Annotated in this window: 22 protein-coding genes and 1 pseudogene; 6 read left to right on the top strand and 17 right to left on the bottom strand. The window is 38.4% G+C overall.

Annotated features, from left to right (window positions below; genetic code table 11):
* The first annotated feature begins 75 nt into the window (after positions 1–75).
* Complete coding sequence (locus ACKTSC_RS06305; RefSeq protein ID WP_407857141.1) at positions 76–1,083, top strand: YeiH family protein; 1,008 nt, start codon at positions 76–78, stop codon at positions 1,081–1,083.
* A gap of 36 nt (positions 1,084–1,119) precedes the next feature.
* Here the strand turns inward: ACKTSC_RS06305 and ACKTSC_RS06300 are convergent, their stop codons facing one another.
* A complete protein-coding gene (locus ACKTSC_RS06300; protein ID WP_407857140.1) occupies positions 1,120–1,533 on the bottom strand; it encodes a Rid family detoxifying hydrolase in 414 nt (137 codons plus the stop codon).
* 396 nt (positions 1,534–1,929) lie between these two features.
* On the opposite strand from ACKTSC_RS06300, the gene ACKTSC_RS06295 reads away from it, so the two are divergent.
* Positions 1,930–2,727: a TraX family protein gene (locus tag ACKTSC_RS06295; protein WP_407857139.1), complete on the top strand. Its 798-nt coding sequence runs from the start codon at positions 1,930–1,932 to the stop codon at positions 2,725–2,727.
* 203 nt (positions 2,728–2,930) lie between these two features.
* Positions 2,931–4,301 (top strand): MFS transporter, encoded by a 1,371-nt coding sequence (locus ACKTSC_RS06290; RefSeq protein ID WP_407857138.1) that lies wholly within the window; start codon positions 2,931–2,933, stop codon positions 4,299–4,301.
* Positions 4,302–4,319: 18 nt separating this feature from the next.
* Here ACKTSC_RS06290 and ACKTSC_RS06285 read toward each other — a convergent pair whose 3' ends face one another.
* On the bottom strand, positions 4,320–5,519 hold the full coding sequence (locus ACKTSC_RS06285; RefSeq protein WP_407857137.1) for an MFS transporter: 1,200 nt from the start codon (positions 5,517–5,519) through the stop codon (positions 4,320–4,322).
* 144 nt (positions 5,520–5,663) lie between these two features.
* Here ACKTSC_RS06285 and ACKTSC_RS06280 point away from each other — a divergent pair, with 144 nt between their 5' ends.
* On the top strand, positions 5,664–6,017 hold the full coding sequence (locus ACKTSC_RS06280) for a winged helix-turn-helix transcriptional regulator (RefSeq protein ID WP_071857963.1): 354 nt from the start codon (positions 5,664–5,666) through the stop codon (positions 6,015–6,017).
* A gap of 74 nt (positions 6,018–6,091) precedes the next feature.
* Positions 6,092–6,481 (top strand): SMU1112c/YaeR family gloxylase I-like metalloprotein, encoded by a 390-nt coding sequence (gloA2, locus tag ACKTSC_RS06275; protein ID WP_407857136.1) that lies wholly within the window; start codon positions 6,092–6,094, stop codon positions 6,479–6,481.
* 32 nt (positions 6,482–6,513) lie between these two features.
* Here gloA2 and ACKTSC_RS06270 read toward each other — a convergent pair whose 3' ends face one another.
* From ACKTSC_RS06270 to rplM, 15 genes and pseudogenes are all read right to left on the bottom strand, one after another.
* Complete coding sequence (locus ACKTSC_RS06270) at positions 6,514–6,807, bottom strand: nucleotide pyrophosphohydrolase (protein ID WP_407855821.1); 294 nt, start codon at positions 6,805–6,807, stop codon at positions 6,514–6,516.
* A gap of 42 nt (positions 6,808–6,849) precedes the next feature.
* Positions 6,850–8,439: a SpaH/EbpB family LPXTG-anchored major pilin gene (locus ACKTSC_RS06265; protein WP_407857135.1), complete on the bottom strand. Its 1,590-nt coding sequence runs from the start codon at positions 8,437–8,439 to the stop codon at positions 6,850–6,852.
* Positions 8,436–9,092 carry an LPXTG cell wall anchor domain-containing protein gene (locus tag ACKTSC_RS06260; RefSeq protein WP_407857134.1) on the bottom strand — a complete coding sequence of 219 codons (657 nt, stop codon included), beginning with the start codon at positions 9,090–9,092 and terminating at the stop codon, positions 8,436–8,438. Before ACKTSC_RS06260 ends, ACKTSC_RS06265 begins: the two co-directional genes overlap by 4 nt.
* 556 nt (positions 9,093–9,648) lie before the next feature.
* Positions 9,649–10,152: a macro domain-containing protein gene (locus ACKTSC_RS06255; RefSeq protein ID WP_407857133.1), complete on the bottom strand. Its 504-nt coding sequence runs from the start codon at positions 10,150–10,152 to the stop codon at positions 9,649–9,651.
* Between the two features lie 82 nt (positions 10,153–10,234).
* On the bottom strand, positions 10,235–10,615 hold the full coding sequence (locus ACKTSC_RS06250; protein WP_407855818.1) for an ASCH domain-containing protein: 381 nt from the start codon (positions 10,613–10,615) through the stop codon (positions 10,235–10,237).
* A 64-nt stretch (positions 10,616–10,679) separates the two neighbouring features.
* On the bottom strand, positions 10,680–11,657 hold the full coding sequence (locus ACKTSC_RS06245) for a tRNA dihydrouridine synthase (protein ID WP_407857132.1): 978 nt from the start codon (positions 11,655–11,657) through the stop codon (positions 10,680–10,682).
* Between the two features lie 120 nt (positions 11,658–11,777).
* Entirely contained in the window at positions 11,778–11,987 is a 210-nt protein-coding gene (locus ACKTSC_RS06240) for a hypothetical protein (protein WP_407857131.1), read from the bottom strand.
* Between the two features lie 26 nt (positions 11,988–12,013).
* The gene (locus tag ACKTSC_RS06235) at positions 12,014–12,580 is read right to left on the bottom strand and encodes a hypothetical protein (RefSeq protein WP_407857130.1); all 567 of its coding nucleotides are present in this window, start codon (positions 12,578–12,580) and stop codon (positions 12,014–12,016) included.
* 13 nt (positions 12,581–12,593) lie between these two features.
* Positions 12,594–13,010, bottom strand: a complete 417-nt coding sequence (locus ACKTSC_RS06230; RefSeq protein WP_407857129.1) for a MarR family winged helix-turn-helix transcriptional regulator — start codon at positions 13,008–13,010, stop codon at positions 12,594–12,596.
* Positions 13,011–13,236: 226 nt separating this feature from the next.
* On the bottom strand, positions 13,237–13,893 hold the full coding sequence (locus tag ACKTSC_RS06225) for a Crp/Fnr family transcriptional regulator (RefSeq protein ID WP_332581239.1): 657 nt from the start codon (positions 13,891–13,893) through the stop codon (positions 13,237–13,239).
* Between the two features lie 16 nt (positions 13,894–13,909).
* Positions 13,910–14,431, bottom strand: coding sequence for a ferritin-like domain-containing protein (locus ACKTSC_RS06220; RefSeq protein ID WP_332581238.1), 522 nt, complete (start codon positions 14,429–14,431; stop codon positions 13,910–13,912).
* Positions 14,432–14,435: 4 nt separating this feature from the next.
* The gene (locus ACKTSC_RS06215) at positions 14,436–14,660 is read right to left on the bottom strand and encodes a heavy-metal-associated domain-containing protein (RefSeq protein ID WP_332581237.1); all 225 of its coding nucleotides are present in this window, start codon (positions 14,658–14,660) and stop codon (positions 14,436–14,438) included.
* 49 nt (positions 14,661–14,709) lie between these two features.
* A pseudogene (locus ACKTSC_RS06210) lies at positions 14,710–16,547 on the bottom strand (heavy metal translocating P-type ATPase).
* A gap of 217 nt (positions 16,548–16,764) precedes the next feature.
* Positions 16,765–17,157 carry a 30S ribosomal protein S9 gene (gene rpsI, locus ACKTSC_RS06205; protein ID WP_332581235.1) on the bottom strand — a complete coding sequence of 131 codons (393 nt, stop codon included), beginning with the start codon at positions 17,155–17,157 and terminating at the stop codon, positions 16,765–16,767.
* Between the two features lie 15 nt (positions 17,158–17,172).
* Entirely contained in the window at positions 17,173–17,601 is a 429-nt protein-coding gene (gene rplM / locus ACKTSC_RS06200) for a 50S ribosomal protein L13 (RefSeq protein ID WP_342741676.1), read from the bottom strand.
* A gap of 351 nt (positions 17,602–17,952) precedes the next feature.
* Between rplM and ACKTSC_RS06195 the strand changes: the two genes are divergently transcribed.
* Complete coding sequence (locus ACKTSC_RS06195) at positions 17,953–19,161, top strand: argininosuccinate synthase (protein WP_407857128.1); 1,209 nt, start codon at positions 17,953–17,955, stop codon at positions 19,159–19,161.
* Positions 19,162–19,209: the final 48 nt, after the last annotated feature.

Here is a 19,209-nt window from a genome sequence, read left to right as displayed (position 1 = left end):
TATACCAATGTTAATTCTCAGTTATAATAAATTTATCAAATAAACAATCATAGTTTTTTTAGAGAGGATTTTTTTATGTCAAAAAATGGAACAGCTAAAACAAATCAGATACTTCCTGGTTTAGGATTATCGATCGGGGTTGCAATAATAGCTAAACTACTGGCTCTTTTACTACCAAAACTTGGCGGTGCAACAATTGCTATTTTATTAGGAATTATTCTGGGAAATACTATCTTTAAACAACCTATTTTAGCTCAAGGAACTAAATTTTCAGAGAGTCGCTTACTAGAATATTCCGTTGTCCTGCTAGGATTCACTGTGACTTTCCAAACTATTAGTCAAATGGGGCTCAAAGGATTGTGCTTTATTATTTTGATCATGACAACTGTGATCCTAGGCACTTATTTTATTGGTCGCAAATTGGGCTTTAACGAAAAAATGGCGTTAATGATGGCCGGTGGAAATGCCGTTTGCGGTTCCTCTGCCATCGGAGCGATCGCCCCGTCCATTGAAGCAAATGATGAAGAAAAAGGTCAGATCATTACGCTAGTAAATCTACTGGGTACTATAATGATGCTTACATTGCCTTTTTTAGGGATTGCTTTGTACGGCAATGACTCATTAGGCAAAAGTGCTTTATTAGGCGGAACACTCCAATCTGTGGGTCAAGTGGTCGCAGGTGCTAGTTTGATTAGTCCCGAAACTGTTCAATTCTCCATGCTATTCAAAATCACTCGGATCATCTTTTTAGTCGTTGTCGTTTTTTCATTTGAACAAAAGGTTCGACGCAGCGGTACTGTATCTGCTCAAGTAACGAAAAAGAAATTTCCGATTCCTTGGTATGTGATGGGATTTCTAATAATTTGTATTGTAAATAGCTTTTTCCCACTACCAAACATCCTTAATCAAACTGCCCATATCATCAGTACATGGTTTGAGACGATTGCTTTAGCCGCGATCGGTCTGCGTTTAGATTTTCGGAAATTCCTTAAAGAAGGTCCACGTTTTTTGATTTATGGATTATCCGTAGGTGTGGTTCAAACCCTTGCAGCTATCCTATTTATTTTCTTATTAAAGCTTTAAAATAGATTCGTAAAAGCCAAGGCTTTTACGAATTTTTTATTCGATCATCGCCACAACTTCGACTTCTACTAGAGCATCTTTAGGTAATGCAGCAACTTCGACACAAGAACGACTAGGTTTTTCATTCATAAAAAATTGCTCATAAACTTGATTGAAGATCGAAAAATCACTCATATTTTTTAAGAAGCATGTAGTCTTGATGACTTGATCATAATCAGCCCCCACTGCTTTTAACAATCCTCCTACATTTGATAATACTTGTTGGGTCTGCTCTTCAATCGTCTTTCCGATCAATTCTCCGCTCATAGGATTTAACGCGATTTGGCCAGAAGCATATAAAAGACCATTGACGACTTTTGCTTGTACATAGGGGCCAATTGCTTGTGGTGCCTCCGTCGTTTTGACATTGTAAACAGCTGATGCGTTAAATTTTACTTTGGTTACATTCATTTTGAACAACTCCTTCGTTAGATTAATAGGTCTTTCAGCTAATAAAAAACGTCTCACTTCTTAGAAGTGAGACGTTTGGAGCGTCCCACTCAACAAATGTCAAACAGGACCTCAAACTGTTTTTTTCAAAACAAGCTTCAAGCCCTCTGTCTAATAATAATAATTTGTTTGATTTTCATTGAATTCATAAAGATACTCCTCATTTTAAGTTAAATTTAAATGGCAAAAAAATTAATTTATGCTTGCAATACTAAATCAATGGCTATCTGTTGTCAATCTCTTTTCGATCATTTAATTTAGTTATCTCACATTTTTGTAAGTTCGATGTTCGACAAAAAGATGGCTAATGACTGAAAAATTTGCTATTTTATTAAAAAAGAAGGAGCGAATTTATTTATGAAAAAAGGTATGACGGGTTTCCAGTTGAAAGTTTTAGGGATTATTACGATGGTTTTCGACCATTTATCGGAATTTTTCTCATTCGCGGGAATACCGGGTTGGTTTAATTGGATCGGCCGTATCACGGCACCAATCTTTTTATTTGAAAGTTCAGAAGGGTTTATTCATACACGCAATCGAAAAAGATACATGTTCCGCCTCTTAGCCGGCTATTGGATCATGGGGATCATCACCATGATCTTAAGCAAATATTTTATGGTGGGTGACGCCGTTGTTATCAATAATATTTTTGGAACGATTTTTTTAGGGACTGTCTATATGCAAGCCTGTGAATACTTAAAACAAAAACAGACTTTACTTAAAGGCTTGGCTTGGTTCTTTGTTCCAATTATTTTAAGTATTATTCCAGTACTATTATTAACCAATCCAGCGGTACTTGGATCTACTTCAGGTATGTGGTTCTTTAGAATATACACGTTTTTAATCCCAACATTACTACTGACTGAGGGCGGCTTTTTATTTGTGCTACTTGCTGTTTTATTCTATCTTTTCCATGGAAAAAAATATTTGCAAGTTGCTGCTTTAGTAGTGATTGCTGTGATTACTTTAGTTACTGGCAGCGGCGGGGTTGCTAGTGCTTTTACAACAAATTACCAATGGATGATGCTGTTCGCAGCGATTCCGATCATTCTTTACAATGGTGAAAAAGGTCGCGGGATGCGCAATTTCTTCTATATTTTCTACCCTGCTCACATTACCGTATTTGCAATCATCAGTTTCTTAATGCAACGATAGACTTGACCTAGATTGCAAAACACCTTACAATGCTTAATGTGAATAAATCGTACAGATAACACGTTGTTGCGTGTCGAGAGAGAGGCGGTTTCTATTAATTTAGAAACCATCTCTCTTTTTTTGTTAATTTTGAACATTTAACAATTGAACAAAACGATTCCATTCATCGTTAATAGTTATAGAAATAAAGCGAGGGATATAAAATGAAAGAAAAGAACATCCATTTATTATTAGCCGTTTTGGCTACTGGGATCATGTCATTTGCGGGCGTATTGATCGAGACTGCTATGAACGTGACATTCCCTACTTTGATCGAGCAATTTGGGATCTCTACTGGAATGGTCCAATGGGTCACGACAATTTACTTATTAGTGATCTCCATCATGGTTCCTTTTTCCAATTATCTACTAAAAAACTACTCGATTCGGAAATTATTTATTATTGCTAATTTATTCTTTATTGCCGGCTTGATCACCGATTTGTGGTCGCCAAGCTATGCTGTTCTATTAGCCGGCCGATTATTACAAGGAGTCAGTACCGGGATCGCTTTGCCATTGATGTTCCACATCATTTTAAACTTTACTCCCATGCACAAACGAGGCACGATGATGGGCGTCGGAACATTGACGACTTCGATCGCGCCAGCTATTGGGCCGACTTACGGCGGGATCATGACTGCTAGTCTATCCTGGCATGCAATTTTTTTCTTTTTATTGCCGATCTTGATTATTTCTTTAGTTATCGGACTTTATGCGATCCCAGAAATGCCGATTCAAAAAACAGGTTCACTCGATTGGATCAGTTTGATCGGCGTAGCACTTTTGTTTAGTGGTTTACTAATGTTCTTAAATCAATTAGGCAGCTGGTTCTGTTTGATTTCATTAGCTGTTGGGATTGTCGGGCTCGTCATCTTCTATCGCCAAGCAACTCGCGGAGCCAATCCACTAGTTCGGATCACCGTATTGAAAAATAAAGTTTTTGTTTTATTCTTATGTGGTTTTCTCGTCTGTCAATTTTTACTATTGGGTATTTCTTTTGTCCTCCCTAATTTTATCCAAATCGTCTTAGGTAAAGATGCCTTTATTGCCGGTTTAGTTATGATGCCGGGAGCTGCTGTGGGAGCGATTCTCGCACCGGTATCTGGCCGTGTTTTGGACACATTTGGTTCTAAAAAACCGATTTTATTTGGTTTAAGTTTAGCAACGATTGGTTGGATTGGATTGACTGTTTTATTACGGATGCCAATTTTACTGGGCTTCGTAGCTGGTCATGTCGTTTATATGATCGGTATCGGATTTGCTTATAGCAACTTGATGACAACTGGCATGAACTTATTATCAGAAGAAGATTACGGTGATGGCAATACATTGTTCAACACGCTGCAACAATTTTCTGGCGCAGTTGCTACTGCGATCGTCGCAACGATCATCAATCTGTCGCAACAAGCCAATGATGATTTTATCGCTGGAACAGTTACTGGTTCGCAAGGCTCATTGCTTTTTCTATTGGCTTTGTTAGTGATCGTCTTGATTGCCTGTCTCATCCACTTCAAAAAAGAACCAACCCTGAATTAATTCAGGGTTGGTTCTTTTTTAGTCTTCACATTCAGTTAAAACTGTTTTTGATTCACTTTTTCGGACTTGAAAGGTCAAAAGAATTGCTAATAGAACGATGATTGCTCCAAAAATTGGCGTATAAGCAATTCCCATTTTACCTGTTACTTGTGCTCCAACTGTTGAGCCTAAAGTGATCCCGATATTAAAGGCCGCAATATTTAAAGCAGAGGCCAGCGTAATATCTTGTGGAACATATTTTTCTGCTAATTGAACAACATACAATTGTAATCCTGGTACATTCATAAAGGCAAACAAGCCTAAAAGTAATGCTGCCATCAAGCCTAAAATATTATTTCCAATCATGATCGTCACGAATAAGAAGAATAACGCAACCATCAACAAACCGAACATTTTGATCAATGAAGCTAAAGGATTTTCATTGGCAAAATGACCGCCAACAGTGTTACCCACCGCAACCATCAAACCATAAACAATCAAGATGATCACGATCGCGCTAGCTGAAAAACCAAAATCTTCCAGAATAGGTGATAGATAAGTGTAAGCTGCAAAAGTTCCACCGTAACCAAAAGCTGTGATCAAGAAAGACATCACTAATGGTTTATTGGAAAAAATTCGTTTGAATCCTTTTAAATCAACTTTACCCGGAATCGGCAAGTGACGTGGCACTAAGAAACTACTAGCGACTAAACCGATGAAACCAACAGCGGCAATAAATATAAAGGACATATTCCATGTTGTTTGTTGGCCGATAAAAGTTCCTAGCGGTACACCTGTAACGGTCGCGACAGTCAAGCCAGTAAACATAATCGCAATCGCACTAGCCCGTCTAGAGGGTTCTACGACATCGGCTGCAATAACTGTTGAGACCGACATAAAAATACCATGTGCTAAGGCCGCTAAGATACGACCGACTAATAAGATCGAAAATGTTGGCGCAAAGGCCGCTAATAAATTACCGCTGATAAATAGGATCATGATTCCCAGCATTAAATTACGACGATTCCATTTACCTGTTAAAACTGTCAATAATGGAGCTCCGATCGTGACCCCTAACGCATAAAGTGAGACTGTCAATCCTGCTTGAGCTAATATGACATTGAAACTTTTGACGATCATTGGTAATAATCCGACACTAATAAATTCAGTTGAACCAATCGCAAATGCATTGATCGCTAATGCCAATAAAGTTAGATTTGGTGATATTTTCTTTTCCATAATTTCCTCCAAAAAAAGTATTTGTATCCTACGAGAAGATACTATATACTGTTGATGAACTTTTGATAAGTACCCACTTTTTTGTATCATAGGTACCTTTTAGTAACTTTTGTGTCTTATCAATGTTTTAGGAGGTAATTTTTTTTGGAAAATCGTGAATATATGATTGGAGTCGAAGCAACGATGGATGTTATCGGCGGAAAATGGAAACCGATCATCTTATGCAACTTACGTCATGGACCGATGCGCCCAAGTGATTTGAAACGCGGGATCACTGGTATTAGTCAAAAAATGCTGACCCAACAATTACGTGAATTAGAAGATGATAAAATCATTGATCGTAAAGTCTATCAGCAGGTTCCGCCGAAAGTTGAATATTCCTTAAGCGAATATGGACTTAGCTTATCCAATATTTTAGATAGTTTATGTAATTGGGGTGAACAACACGTCAATCATTTGCAACAACAAGGCCAAGCGATCTCGTTAAAAAGTAAATAAAAGCAGACGATCCTTCCTCTGCTTTTATTTTTCTACTATCCGTTATACTAAAGAAAAAGCGAAAGGAATTTTTTATGCCAAAACCAACTTTTTCTGCCATCCACCATGTGGCGATCATCGTCTCTGATTATCAAAAAGCAAAACACTTTTATGTCGATATTTTAGGACTACCGATCATTCGTGAAAACTATCGACCAGAACGCCAAGATTATAAATTAGATTTACAATTACAAGGTGCCGAGCTAGAAATTTTTGCCGTTCAAGATCCGCCAAAGCGACCAAGTTTTCCAGAAGCGGCGGGCTTACGCCATCTCGCTTTCAAGACAGATAATATTGAAGAAATGGTTACTTATTTAACCGAACAAGGGGTCGAATGCGAACCTTTACGTACTGACGATTATACTGGTGAAAAAATGACCTTCTTCTTTGATCCTGATGGCTTGCCGTTAGAATTACATGAATAAAAAAGACGTACGACAAAATGTCGTACGTCTTTTTAAGCTTTCTCTACTGGATATTTGATTGCGTTTTTCTTTAATTTCTCACTGATGATCTCATCGATGTCAAAATCCAGGTTGTCTGCCATCATATACGAGTAGATCAAAACATCCGCGAGTTCTTCTTTCAAACGTTCCGTCTGTACCCGTGCCTCGGCCGAATCTTTCCATTGGAAAAGTTCCAGTAATTCCGCTGCCTCTAAACAAATCGACAAAGCTAAATCTTTTTCATTGTGAAATGGGCGCCAGTTTCGTTCATCACGAAATTGGTTGATTTTTTCCATACTTGTCATCGCTCAACCTTCTTTCGCTCCCATTTTACCACAGAAAAGCCTTTAGTTTACTGCTTGCTGGATGCGACGGTATCTAATGAAAGCGCCCAACATCATTGCCAATCCAATCGCTAAGAAGGCGATGATCCCAGTACCACCAGTTGATGGTAAGAAGCCACCTTTTGAAACATTGGCGATCGATAACTGATTAGCAACATTAAACGAACCTTCTTTTATCTCAAACTCTTGGTCTTTCTCCAATAATTGAAAGCCATTTGGCGCTTTCGTTTCTTGTAAATAATACGTACCAAATGATAGACCTGTTACTTGCAATTGACCAAATTTATCTGAAGTATAGACTGTTGCTTCCACTTGATTTTCTGTCCACGAAATCGTATTTTCACCTTGCTTCAAGTAAAGCTTTTTTTTATCAACTACTTTGTAAACTTTGAACTCTGCGCCTTGTAATGCTTGTGTCTCTTTACCTGCTTCATGTTTGAAGAATTTTTTCCCTCCGGTAATGATCGCAGGAGCATCGTCCGTCTCTTTTTTGTCTGTTTGACCATCATGCCCTAACTCAACCGTAAATTTATTGTCTACCGTTGTATCGACGGGCGTTTTATCTGTAAATGACACTGCGTAATAAATATAGATTGTCTTCCCTGCATATTGCTTCAAATAATCAGCTGTTTCCTTTGCTTCATCAAGATTTTGAGGATCTAGATTCATCTTGATCTCAAATCCAGCATAGCCTGAAAAATCATCTGCTGCATTCGTATATTTAGGTGTACTATGACTAAGGAAATCCGTTTTGATATCTGTTGTATCACCAGCTCCAACTACGATTTTATCGATTCCTTCAAACTTCAAACCAGTCTGTGTGACAGCATCTTTTAAGTTTAGGGCGGTATAACGTGGTGTTTCTTGCCCATCTTTCGTTACCAGTTCACCGATTTGATTTGGGATCGTAAATCCAACACGGTACGTAATTTTTTTGCCGATTTCGTAATCAACAGCGGTGTCATTCGTTACAGGGTTACCCGCATCATCTAATAATTCTTTGCTGACCTCTGTTTTGATTTTGTTTTTTGGATATAAATGGATATCCGTATTTTCCGTACCCTCACTATTCATTACCGGCAAAATCAAAATAAGCGGTGCTGAAATTGTTTCTCTACCTTCTGCAATCTCTTCTACAAATAGATAAATTTTATAGGTCCCATCGGCGTTGCGTTTTTCGAGTCCTTCAAATTTAGCTTCACCATTTTCATCTGTTACAACTGTTTGTAAAGGGTTGCCAGCCTTTTCTGATAATTTATACGTACTCATCAAGTCTTTTACTGCCTTTTGATACTCCGCATCGCTAGCGTCTTGTTTGATAATTTTATTCAACTGCTGATAAAAATCAGCACTGACTTCCCAAACATCAAATTTTACTCCCGGCAATCCTTCATAACGATCAAACTCAAACATCAAATCCCCTGTATTTTGGATCGTAGTAGTTGGAAATTGGTCCATTTTTTTCTTGTGTAAAGTCACATCGACTGTTTCACTTTCATCAGCATACGTAGTATTTCCAAAGCCGAATGCTCCCATGATCAATGGCAATAGACAAGTCAGTGTGACCAACAAACGTGTGGTTCTTTTTTTCATTCTTTTTTTCTCCCCTTATTTTTGTTTTTATATACGAGACCAAGACTGCCAATCACAACTAAAACCAATCCGCCTAAGATAAAATTAGAATTCACGGTATTTGTCTGTGGTAATTGTTTTCCGATAGTGCTCGTCTTATTCGTATCATTTTCAGTGGTGATCGATTCTTTCAGCTGGATTTCCTGATACTTTCCATAAAGAGACATCGATCCGTTAAATAACTCCGGTGGCATAAAAATGACCATCGGCAAAAATTCTTTATTGCCTGTTTCACCTGAAGTAACAAGTAAATAGACAGCCTTTTGTCCTGATTGTTGGTAAGGGACAGTTGTTTCAGCGATGCCATCATAATTGGTGGGTATCGACTGCTCATTCACTTTTACCAAGCCAGTGTGTTGGATCAATTGTTGAAATTGATTTTTGTTTTGATACTGGTTCAACCATGTTTGCTTGATATCTTTTTCACTCTGATCTTGGCTGCTACACCAAGCAGTTAAATCAAAAAGATCAAAAGTAATCGCTTCTGTCCCCGCTACTTTTTCTCCAGCTTGTTTAGTATCGATCGTCAATGTAACTTCGGCTTCTGAAGCATAAGAAGAGGGTGCAAACAACCAGCTAACTAACAAAATAAAAAGCAGAATCCTTTTTTTCAAACCCAATACCTCCCTCTTTTAAAAGTTCTTCATTTCGCATTCACTCATTTTCAGCTTGCGCAGATAAGTGAACTTTTGCAGCGACAGGCCGTTCACAACAACTCACCAAATACTTCGTTCTATTTTTCAACATATTTTATTGAAAAAATGTTTTTCTTGAATACTTGTGGACTCCAACAAGTAATGACAGATCCCATTTTTCAATCAACGCCCTCCTTCCTTACTTGCTCATAATCAATTTTAAGCAAAATAAATTCATAGCGCTTTTTGAACTTTAATTAACAACTAGTTATTTTTCTTTAAAATAAACTTTATTTAAAGCGGTTTATTCGCTTTTAAAACTAATTTTATTGTTATAAAACTTTTTTAATTAGTGATATTTATGTTTATAATTTTTTATTTTTATTATTCTAGACAAAATAAAAACACCTACATTTTTAGTAGGTGTTTTTACGTTCTGCCATTTTCTGGTAGCCAACAATCAAAAAGTAAAAATATGACGTTATTCATGTTGGGGTGAAAATAAGCGTTACTCAATTTTAATTTCTAAATAATTTTACGTTAATTCTGCCTGAACTTTTGCAAAAACTGCAAACCAGGCTGCTTCGAAAATAATAACTGTCGTAGTAATTGTTTGATTTTCTGAACGATCTGCAACAGACAGTAAAATTTCTGCTGCTTCTTCTTTAGGATAGCCGTAGATACCTGCACTTAATACTGGCATCGCAATTGTACGCACGTCATACGCATGAGCCAATTGAAAAATTGCTTCGTATGCCTTCGTCAATACTTGTTGTTCTTGGTGTTGACCATCCTGATAACGTGGACCGACTGCGTGAATGACATATTTCGCCGGCAATTTGAATGCTGGCGTGATCACCGCTGTTCCTGGAGGCGTTCCACCAATTTTCGCCATCGCTTGTTTTAATTCCGGACCAGCAGCACGATTCAATGCACCATCGACACCACCACCAGGAATCAGTGCTTGATTGGCGGCATTAACGATTGCGTCAACTGAAAAATCTAACTGCGAAAGATCACCTAATTTGATTTCGATCATCTGATCACCTCATCTTTGGTCTTTATTTCTCTATCATAAAACGATTACTGACTAAAGACGATTTTTTTGATTCAAAAAGGATTTATTCGAGGAAGCTTTGATAATAGTTCTGCCAAATCTGCTCAAAATTTTGGAAATGTTTTTCTACATCGCGCTTAGCTAACGCTTCTTGAATCACTACGTCATCAACATCATATAATCGCTGTTTGCCTTTGATTTTAAACGGTTTTAGGTAACGAAGATTGGTCAATTTCCAAGCATAGGTCCCATCATTTAAGACATTGATGGCATCTAGGTAAACAACACAAAGAGCGTGGCCTGAAATAGCTCCCGGTGTTTTTTTAGCCGTCGCACAAATCAATAAATCGCCACGATACTTAGTTGACCACGTGCGGTATTCTTCCGTCTTTTGACCTTTTAAAATTTCCAAAGCATATTCTGGATGAATCGATAATGCTTTCATTTTATTCCCACCTGACTTTTTATTCGTTAAATAAAAAAGACACTTAGTAAAAGTGTCTTTTTAACTATGAAAGAAGTGCTGCTTGATTTTTATCGAAGTCATCTAAGATAGTACGAACTTCAGCAGTTGATTTCGTATTCATCAAACGAATCCGCAGATCATTGGCTCCAGGAAAGCCTTTGACATAGATTTTAAAGAATCGATGCAATCCTACGATCGAACGTGGGACTTGTTCTGCATATTGATCTTGCAAGTCCAACTGCAAACGCAATAACCCGATCATTTCTGTTGGCGTGTGTTCTTGAGGCTCTTGTTCAAAGGCATACGGATTTTTAAAAATCCCGCGCCCGATCATCAAACCATCTACCCCGTATTTTTCGGCTAATTCTAAACCCATTTTTCGGTCTAAAATATCGCCATTGATCGTTAATAACGTTTGCGGAGCGATCTCATCACGCAATTTTACTACTTCAGGAATCAAATCCCAATGAGCATCGACTTTACTCATCTCTTTTCGTGTCCGCAAATGGACCGATAGATTTGCAATATCTTGCTTCAATAAATGACTGATCCAGTCTTTCATTTCCGCCTGTTCATAAAAACCGATTCGAGTCTTCACGCTAACTGGCAAACCGCCAGCTTTAGCTGCTTCAATCAATTCAGCTGCCACTTCTGGACGCAAGATCAACCCGCTGCCTTTGCCGCGTTCAGCAACATTGGGAACGGGACAACCCATATTCAGATCGATTCCACTAAAACCCATATCGGCTAATGCAAGACTCATTTCTCGGAAAAATTCTGGTTTGTCTCCCCAAATGTGCGCCACCATCGGTTGTTCGTCTTCCGTAAACACCAAGCGTCCACGGACGCTTTCGATACCGTCCGGATGACAGAAACTATCTGAATTCGTAAATTCGGTAAAAAAGACATCGGGCGCACCGGCTTCTTTAACGACATGACGAAAAACAACATCCGTCACATCTTCCATTGGTGCCAAAATAAAAAAGGGCTTTGGCAATTCTGCCCAAAAATTGTTAGTCATTATGTATACTTCCTCCTGACACGTCACTTACAACGCGATCCTTTCAAAACATCGTTATTATACTAGGGATCGAACAAAGAAGCAAAATTGCCGTTTAGTCTTTATTTTTTATCCATGGTTTTACCATTCATACTCTGCTAATCGTTCTTCCAACAATTGAATTTCTTGGGTCAATTCTTCGATTGCATCTTTAATCTCATCGACAGTCATCCTACTAGAACTATAGCCTTTGTAATAAGCAGTCATGTACTCTGTATCCTCTAAACGCTGTAACCGCGCTCTTAATTGACCTAATAAATCAAGCTCTTGTTCATATCGAAGTTCGTCCATCTACTCTTCTCCACACCTCAACAAAGTTATGCCAGCGCATTGGGGCTTGCTAATTGCGGCCCTTTCCCTTCACGAGCCAGCACCCAATCATCATTGTCCCACATTTCCGTTTTTCGCCGGCCGCGGAAATAATCCCAACGTGAATCAATCTCCAATTCGATCACCATTCCTGCTGCCCCTAAAGTGACCCAATTATAGCTGCCATTTTGATGAGCAAACTTGATCCACTGAACTGGAAAAGTCTGTAATTCTCCGTGGTCATCCCAAAAAGAACGTTCTTGTTGCTCGATACGAATAAAAGATAGATCTTTCGCATAGACAGGATTCGTTTTAGCAAAAAGCTGCTCTGCTAACACCCGAGCTTGTTCAGCTTTCAATAATTGACCTTTCGGAACAGTCGTTAGATTTTTAAAGCTGATCAATTGGTCAGCACCCACGACTTCAATGACCCGTGGGCCGTTATACGTATAGTCGCCGGCTGTTTGATAACGTGTAACTTCTACAAGCTGTTTGTTTCTTTTTTCATTCGTCTCACTAACGATACGATAATTTTGCGGCAATTCTATTAATTCATTTACAAAATGACGACTCATTCCATTCATCCTCTCACTCTTCTGCTAGCTTACCTAGCAACTGTTCAAATAGTTCTTGTTCCTCTGTATTCAAGTTAGTATAAAAAGTTGCTTGCGCATCTTTTACAGCCACTAACACTTGTCCATAGATCGCTTCCCCTACACCTGTTAGAGCTAATAGAAAGCCACGGCGATCCTGTTCATTCTTTTCTTTAACTACAAAACCTTGATCGATCAGCTTCTGAACGGTCCGAGTGACATTGCTGCCATTCAATCCCGTTAGCGACGCTAGCTTTTCTTGCGGTAAACGACCAAAATCATGGATCTTCATAATGAAATAATAGTTTGAAGAATTCAAACGCAACGGCACCAACGCTTGATCCAAACTTTTTTGATACTCTCTCGTTAACTTAGCCAACCATTTTAGATTGCTCTCTTGCTGTTCATTCATATAAAGACTCCTCTCACGAAATCTATTTTATTTGCGTGCGCAAGCATATTTTATTCTCCGTTATTCCTTTTGTCAAATCAATTACCTCTACTAGCTAAAAAAAGACCCTTCTTCTGATTGAAGAAGGGCCTTGAAAAACATCTGATTGAACGGTTAGAAAAAATAGTACTTGAAGCATTAATCGGTAGTATTTTTCTGAATATCTTTTGTTACCATAATTGATACTTTAAATATCTTCTAAAGCATCGACACTTAATATCGATACTTCATATCCCTCACGTTTAATCGTTTGCTGATTTTCTAAAAGTTTGAATTTCCGGGAAAGTGTTTCGGGAGTCGTTCCTAAAAAAGCTGCAAGTTCCTTCATCTTCATCGGTAATAAGAAGTGATTGCTTGCCTCTACTTTAGCTAAGTCTAATAAATAAGTTGCCAAACGTTCCTCAACTTTTTCCATCATTAAAAATTGAGTCTGTTGTTGCATCGCATTCATTTTTTTAGCATTGATCTCCAATAACTTCAAAGTTAGTTCAGGATAACGGTTCAACAATTGCTGAAAATCCTGCTTCGTTATCACACAAACTTCTGTTGGTTGGAGTGCTTCGCCAAATAGATTTTCGTTTTCAGCACCAAATAATAATGTCTCTCCTTCATAAGCTCCAGGTTCAACTACGCGAAGCAACTGTTCTTTTCCATTACTAGAAAGTTGAAATAATTTCATAGCGCCTTTCGCCACGATCACCAATTCTGCTTTTCCTGGTGACATAATCATTTCGCCCTTAGAAATATTCCGATGATTAACAACTTGATTAATCCTTTGCTGATCTTTCAAAGGTAAATGATTAAACAAAGGAACAAGAGTAATACATAAATGATCGTGGTTCATCGCCTTATCCTCCTAATTATTCGTCCTCTTCCAAACCAAAGGTGACTTCATGACCTAAATACGTTTGTAAATATAGAATTGCTTCCTTGATATTAGTGTATACCTCTTTTAAGTATTCTGACAAACCAAAATAATCGGCTTTTTCAGCAAGCTTGATCGCTCTAGTAATAAATAATAATTCGGTATTAAAATCAGCAACTTGTGCAGTCAATATATCTGCGGTGGGTAAATATTTAAATTCCCCACTTTCTTCGAGCATGGTGTACTGCTTAAATTCTTCGGTCGTAGTCGGAATGACTTCTCCTTCTGCTAAAAGTAATTCATTTAGCCGCTCTGCCATCGCCTGCTCTTTTTGGGCCAATTCTTTTAATTTTCCATTGATCGATGAGCCTTTGATCGAATAATACGCTTGGAATAATTTTGTTGCATGGATCATTAAGTTCGCTAAAACATGGCTAGTCATCGCTCCTGCAGTTGGGGTGTGGTGACTTTCTTTCACTTTGATCAATTCAGCTTGATATTGTTCTTCGGCATTCATATTCTCACGCTTTCACTTTAACAGATTTGATTTGATAACCTAAATTCTCAACCGTCGTTTTTAAAGTCGCTGCAGTTGTCAAACTACTATCGATTTCTGCTTTGACTTTGCTAGCATTGAATAGCACTTTTACTTGTTTGACTCCGGCTTGTTGGCTCAACGCTGCTTCTATTTTTTGCATGCATGATGGACAGCTCAATGTATCTAATTGTAAAATAACTTTTTCCATAGTGATTTCCTCCTTGTAAAAAAAACACTGTTTTTATTTAACAAATAAATTATAAAGCGGTTCTTGGATGGTTTCCTTGATAGCTATCAAGTTTTTTATGATAAGTTAACAAGCGCATCCCATTGAGGATCACGATCAAAATACTTATTTCATGTGCCAACATCCCACTAGCCATATAAATATAGCCAAAAACTAAACCCAGCATCAAAAAAATGACCGTCGCAATAGCAATCAAAATATTTTCCTGCATATTTAAAAAAGTTTTTTTCGTTAACCCATAAGCTTGAACCAATTTATTAAAATCAGAGTTCATCAACACGACATCAGATGTTTCAATCGCAATATCCGTACCATTTCCCATAGCGATCCCAATATCAGCTAAAGCAATCGACGGACTGTCATTCACGCCATCTCCAATAAAAGCGACTTTATTGCCCGTTTGTTGTAACTTTTTAATGAATCGACTTTTTTCTTCTGGTAATAAATTGCCATATACTTCCTCTAGACCTAATTCTTTTCCGACGATTTCAGCCGTCCGCTGATTATCTCCGGTCAACATAATCAACCGTTTAGCCCCCATTTTTTTCAAATTTGCTAATGTTTCTTTCGCCCCTTCACGCGCTTGGTCCCTGATCCCAATCAAATTCGTCACTTGTTGATCAACCACGATCAATCCAATCGATTGCCCATTTTCTTGTAAATCTGTTAAATCTTTTTGGACCTGATCCGGCAGCTCTATTTGATAGTCTGCTAATAATTTTTGATTACCAACTAACACTTGATGTTCATCAACTGTGGCCGTAATCCCTTTTCCTTTCACAACGATCGTATTTGTTACTTTTTGATCGCTGTCCTTAGCCAAATCAATAATTGCCCGCCCTAAAGGATGATCCGATTCTTTTTCGATACTAGCCGCGTAGTCTACACTATGAGGAAATTCGTTGGAATATTCGATATTTTTAGCAACTGTGGGAATACCTTCCGTCAATGTTCCGGTTTTATCAAACACAAAAGTGTCTACTTGCTTGAAGTGATCGATCACTTCGCCACCTTTGATCAAAATACCATTTTGAGCACCATTTCCGATTCCGGCTACATTTGAGACCGGCACCCCAATCACTAAAGCTCCTGGACAACCTAAAACTACTGCTAACACTAAAATAATCGGCGTATAATATTTAGCAAAAGTAGTAATAAATCCTTCAGCCGCAGACTTATTATCTTGTGCTTCTTCTACCAACTCAATAATTTTCCCAAATGTCGTATCCTCGCCAATTTTTTCAGCTCTGACTTGAAGCGTACCATTCTCTAAGAGTGTGCCCGAAAAAACCGAATCACCAATCTTTTTTTAACCAACTGGGATTCCCCTGTGACACTCGCTTCATTCACATGTCCCCAACCTTGCGTGATCACACCATCGACCGGTACTTGAGCGCCGGTTTTGACTAAGAGTATATCTCCGACTGCCACTTCTTCGATATCGATTTTTTCGATTTCATGTGCTTTGATTTTAAGCGCACTTGCCGGAGCCAATTGCGTCAGTTTTTTGATAGCCGAACGCGTTTTTTCTAATGTTTTTTGTTCCAATAGATTGCCAAACAAAAATAAGAACGTAACGATCGCTGATTCATTGTATTCTCCAATTAAAAAAGCGCCGATCACCGCAATAGTCACCAATAGATCGATACTTATAACTTTTATCCTGATGGCTTGATAGGCCTGTAACCCAATCGGTAAAAACTCCAAAACCGATGCAATGATCATACTCACTTCATAGATTAAACTTTCATTTAAGAAAAATTTGCTTACTAAGGCGATCAGGATCAGGATGCCGCTGATGATTGCCACTTGATTTTTTGCCGCTAAAATCCGCTGCTTGATATTCATCTTCAATTCCTCCATTTTTTCTATCTCTTCAACACCTTCGATTATGAAGAAATAGAAAGGATAACACATTGATAAGTATCAAGATTGATGAAAATAAAAAAGACACCTTCCAAATTGGAAAGTGTCTTGAAATGTTAAATGAATGGTACTCGATTTCGTTGAAATCTCCGTCCCATACTGTATTCGTAAGCGAATAAATTCGCAACGATTCCAGCAATTAACGTTTTGAGAACTGTGAAGCTTTACGGGCTTTCTTAAGACCTGGTTTTTTACGTTCAACCATACGTGAATCACGAGTAAGTAATCCAGCGCGTTTTAATGGTGCACGGAAGTCAGGATCTACTTCTAATAAAGCACGTGAGATACCGTGACGGATAGCGCCTGATTGTCCTGCGTAGCCCCCACCGTTTACATTTACGAATACATCATATGAACCAGTTGTTTCAGTAACACCAAATGGTTGGTTGATTACTAAACGTAGGTCAGCATGTGGGATATATTCTTCAACGTCTTTTTTATTTACAGTAATTTTACCAGTTCCTGGTACTAAACGTACACGAGCAACTGCATTTTTACGACGGCCTGTACCGCTATATTGAACTTGTGCCAATGAATTTCCCTCCTATTAAATTAAGTTTGTGATATCTAATACTTCTGGTTGTTGAGCTGCATGTGGATGTTCTGCTCCACCGTATACATGAAGTTTCATGCCTTGAGCACGTCCTAACGTGTTTTTAGGAAGCATACCTTTAACAGAAGTTTCGATCAAACGGCGAGAATTTTTAGCACGCAATTCGCCTGCTGAGACAGATTTCAATCCACCAGGGAAGTTTGAGTGACGGTAGTAAATCTTGTCAGTTGCTTTCTTACCTGTTAATTTGATTTGATCTGCATTGATTACAATTACAAAATCACCAGTATCTACATGTGGTGTGAATGTTGGTTTATTTTTTCCGCGTAGTACAGATGCAACAACTGTTGAAAGACGTCCTAAAGGAACATCAGTTGCGTCTACTACGTACCATTTACGTTCTACTTCGCCTGGCTTAGCCATATATGTTGTACGCACGTTTTTTTCCTCCAATTTCAGTTTCGAATGTTTGACAAACACTTGAGTTTCCGGGGCTCTCATGGGGCAAACAATACCATTTACCATAATACTTGCAATGAGTTGCTATGTCAATGTTTTTATCTTTGAAACCGTGAAATATTTTCTCTTTATTAAGTTCTTCCTACTATACATTCAAAACTTATATACCCACCCTAAAATGAATAAAGAAACGTTATTTTGAAATATTTTTGCATAAATATTTATAAAATGCTTGCTTTTTGTATTTTACGGTGCTAATATGACTTCAACACATTAATTAAAGTTTAATGAAAAAGCGATAAGGGAGTAATCAGGATGAAAGAAAAAGTGATTTTAGCATACTCAGGTGGATTAGATACTTCAGTCTCAATTAAATGGCTCGTTGACGAAGGTTATGACGTCATCGCCTGCTGTTTAGATATTGGTGAAGGTCGCGATACCGAGTTTATTAAAAATAAAGCCCTACAAGTCGGGGCATCAGAATCATATGCAATCGATGCACGTGAAGAGTTTTCGCAAGATTTCGTTTTAGTTGCATTACAAGGCAATACGTATTATGAAAATTCATACCCACTTGTTTCTGCCCTGTCTCGTCCGCTGATTTCAAAAAAATTGGTTGAACTAGCGCACCAAACAGGAGCTACTACGATTGCCCATGGCTGTACAGGCAAAGGCAATGACCAAGTTCGTTTTGAAGTATCGATCGCAGCACTAGATCCAAATTTGAAAATCATCGCTCCTGTCCGCGAATGGAAATGGTCGCGGGAAGAAGAGATTCATTATGCAGCTGAAAAAGGCGTGCCAATCCCAGCAGATTTGGATAATCCTTATTCGATCGATCAAAACTTATGGGGGCGTGCTTGTGAGTGTGGGGTTTTAGAAGACCCATGGGCAACTCCGCCCGCTGGTGCCTATACGATTACTTCAGAATTAGAAGAAACACCAGACAAACCAACCATAATTGAAATCACCTTTAAAAAAGGTGTACCCACAGCTTTAGATGGTGAAGAATTGTCTTTAGCTACCTTAATTTTAAAATTGAATACTATTGCAGGTGTCCATGGTATCGGACGAATCGATCATATCGAAAATCGTTTAGTCGGTATCAAATCACGTGAGGTCTATGAATGCCCTGGCGCAGAAGTGTTGATGAAAGCTCACAAAGAGTTAGAAGATTTGACGTTTGTTCGTGAGATGGCACATTTCAAACCCGTGATCGAGCAACAATTGAGCCAAATGATTTATGACGGCCTTTGGTTCAATCCAACAATGGATGCCTTGATCGCCTTCTTGAAACAATCGCAAGAAGTGGTCAATGGGATTTTGCGTGTCAAATTATTTAAAGGCAATGTCATCGTTGAAGGACGTAAATCTGATAATAGCTTATACAACGAAAACTTAGCGACTTATACTTCTGCCGATACCTTCGACCAAGAAGCAGCGGTCGGCTTCATCAAACTATGGGGCCTGCCAACAAAGGTCAATGCTGAAGTCCAAGCAAAAAGCAAACAGCCGACTGTTTAACAGGAACAGTTAGATGCTGCAGCTTTCTTGATCCACTAGATGATTGCA

The sequence above is a fragment of the Enterococcus hailinensis genome (assembly GCF_045862035.1).
Classification (GTDB): Bacteria; Bacillota; Bacilli; order Lactobacillales; family Enterococcaceae; genus Enterococcus_A; species Enterococcus_A hailinensis.
The sequence above is the reverse complement of the archived record's forward strand: the minus strand, read 5'-3'. Positions and strand labels throughout refer to the sequence as shown.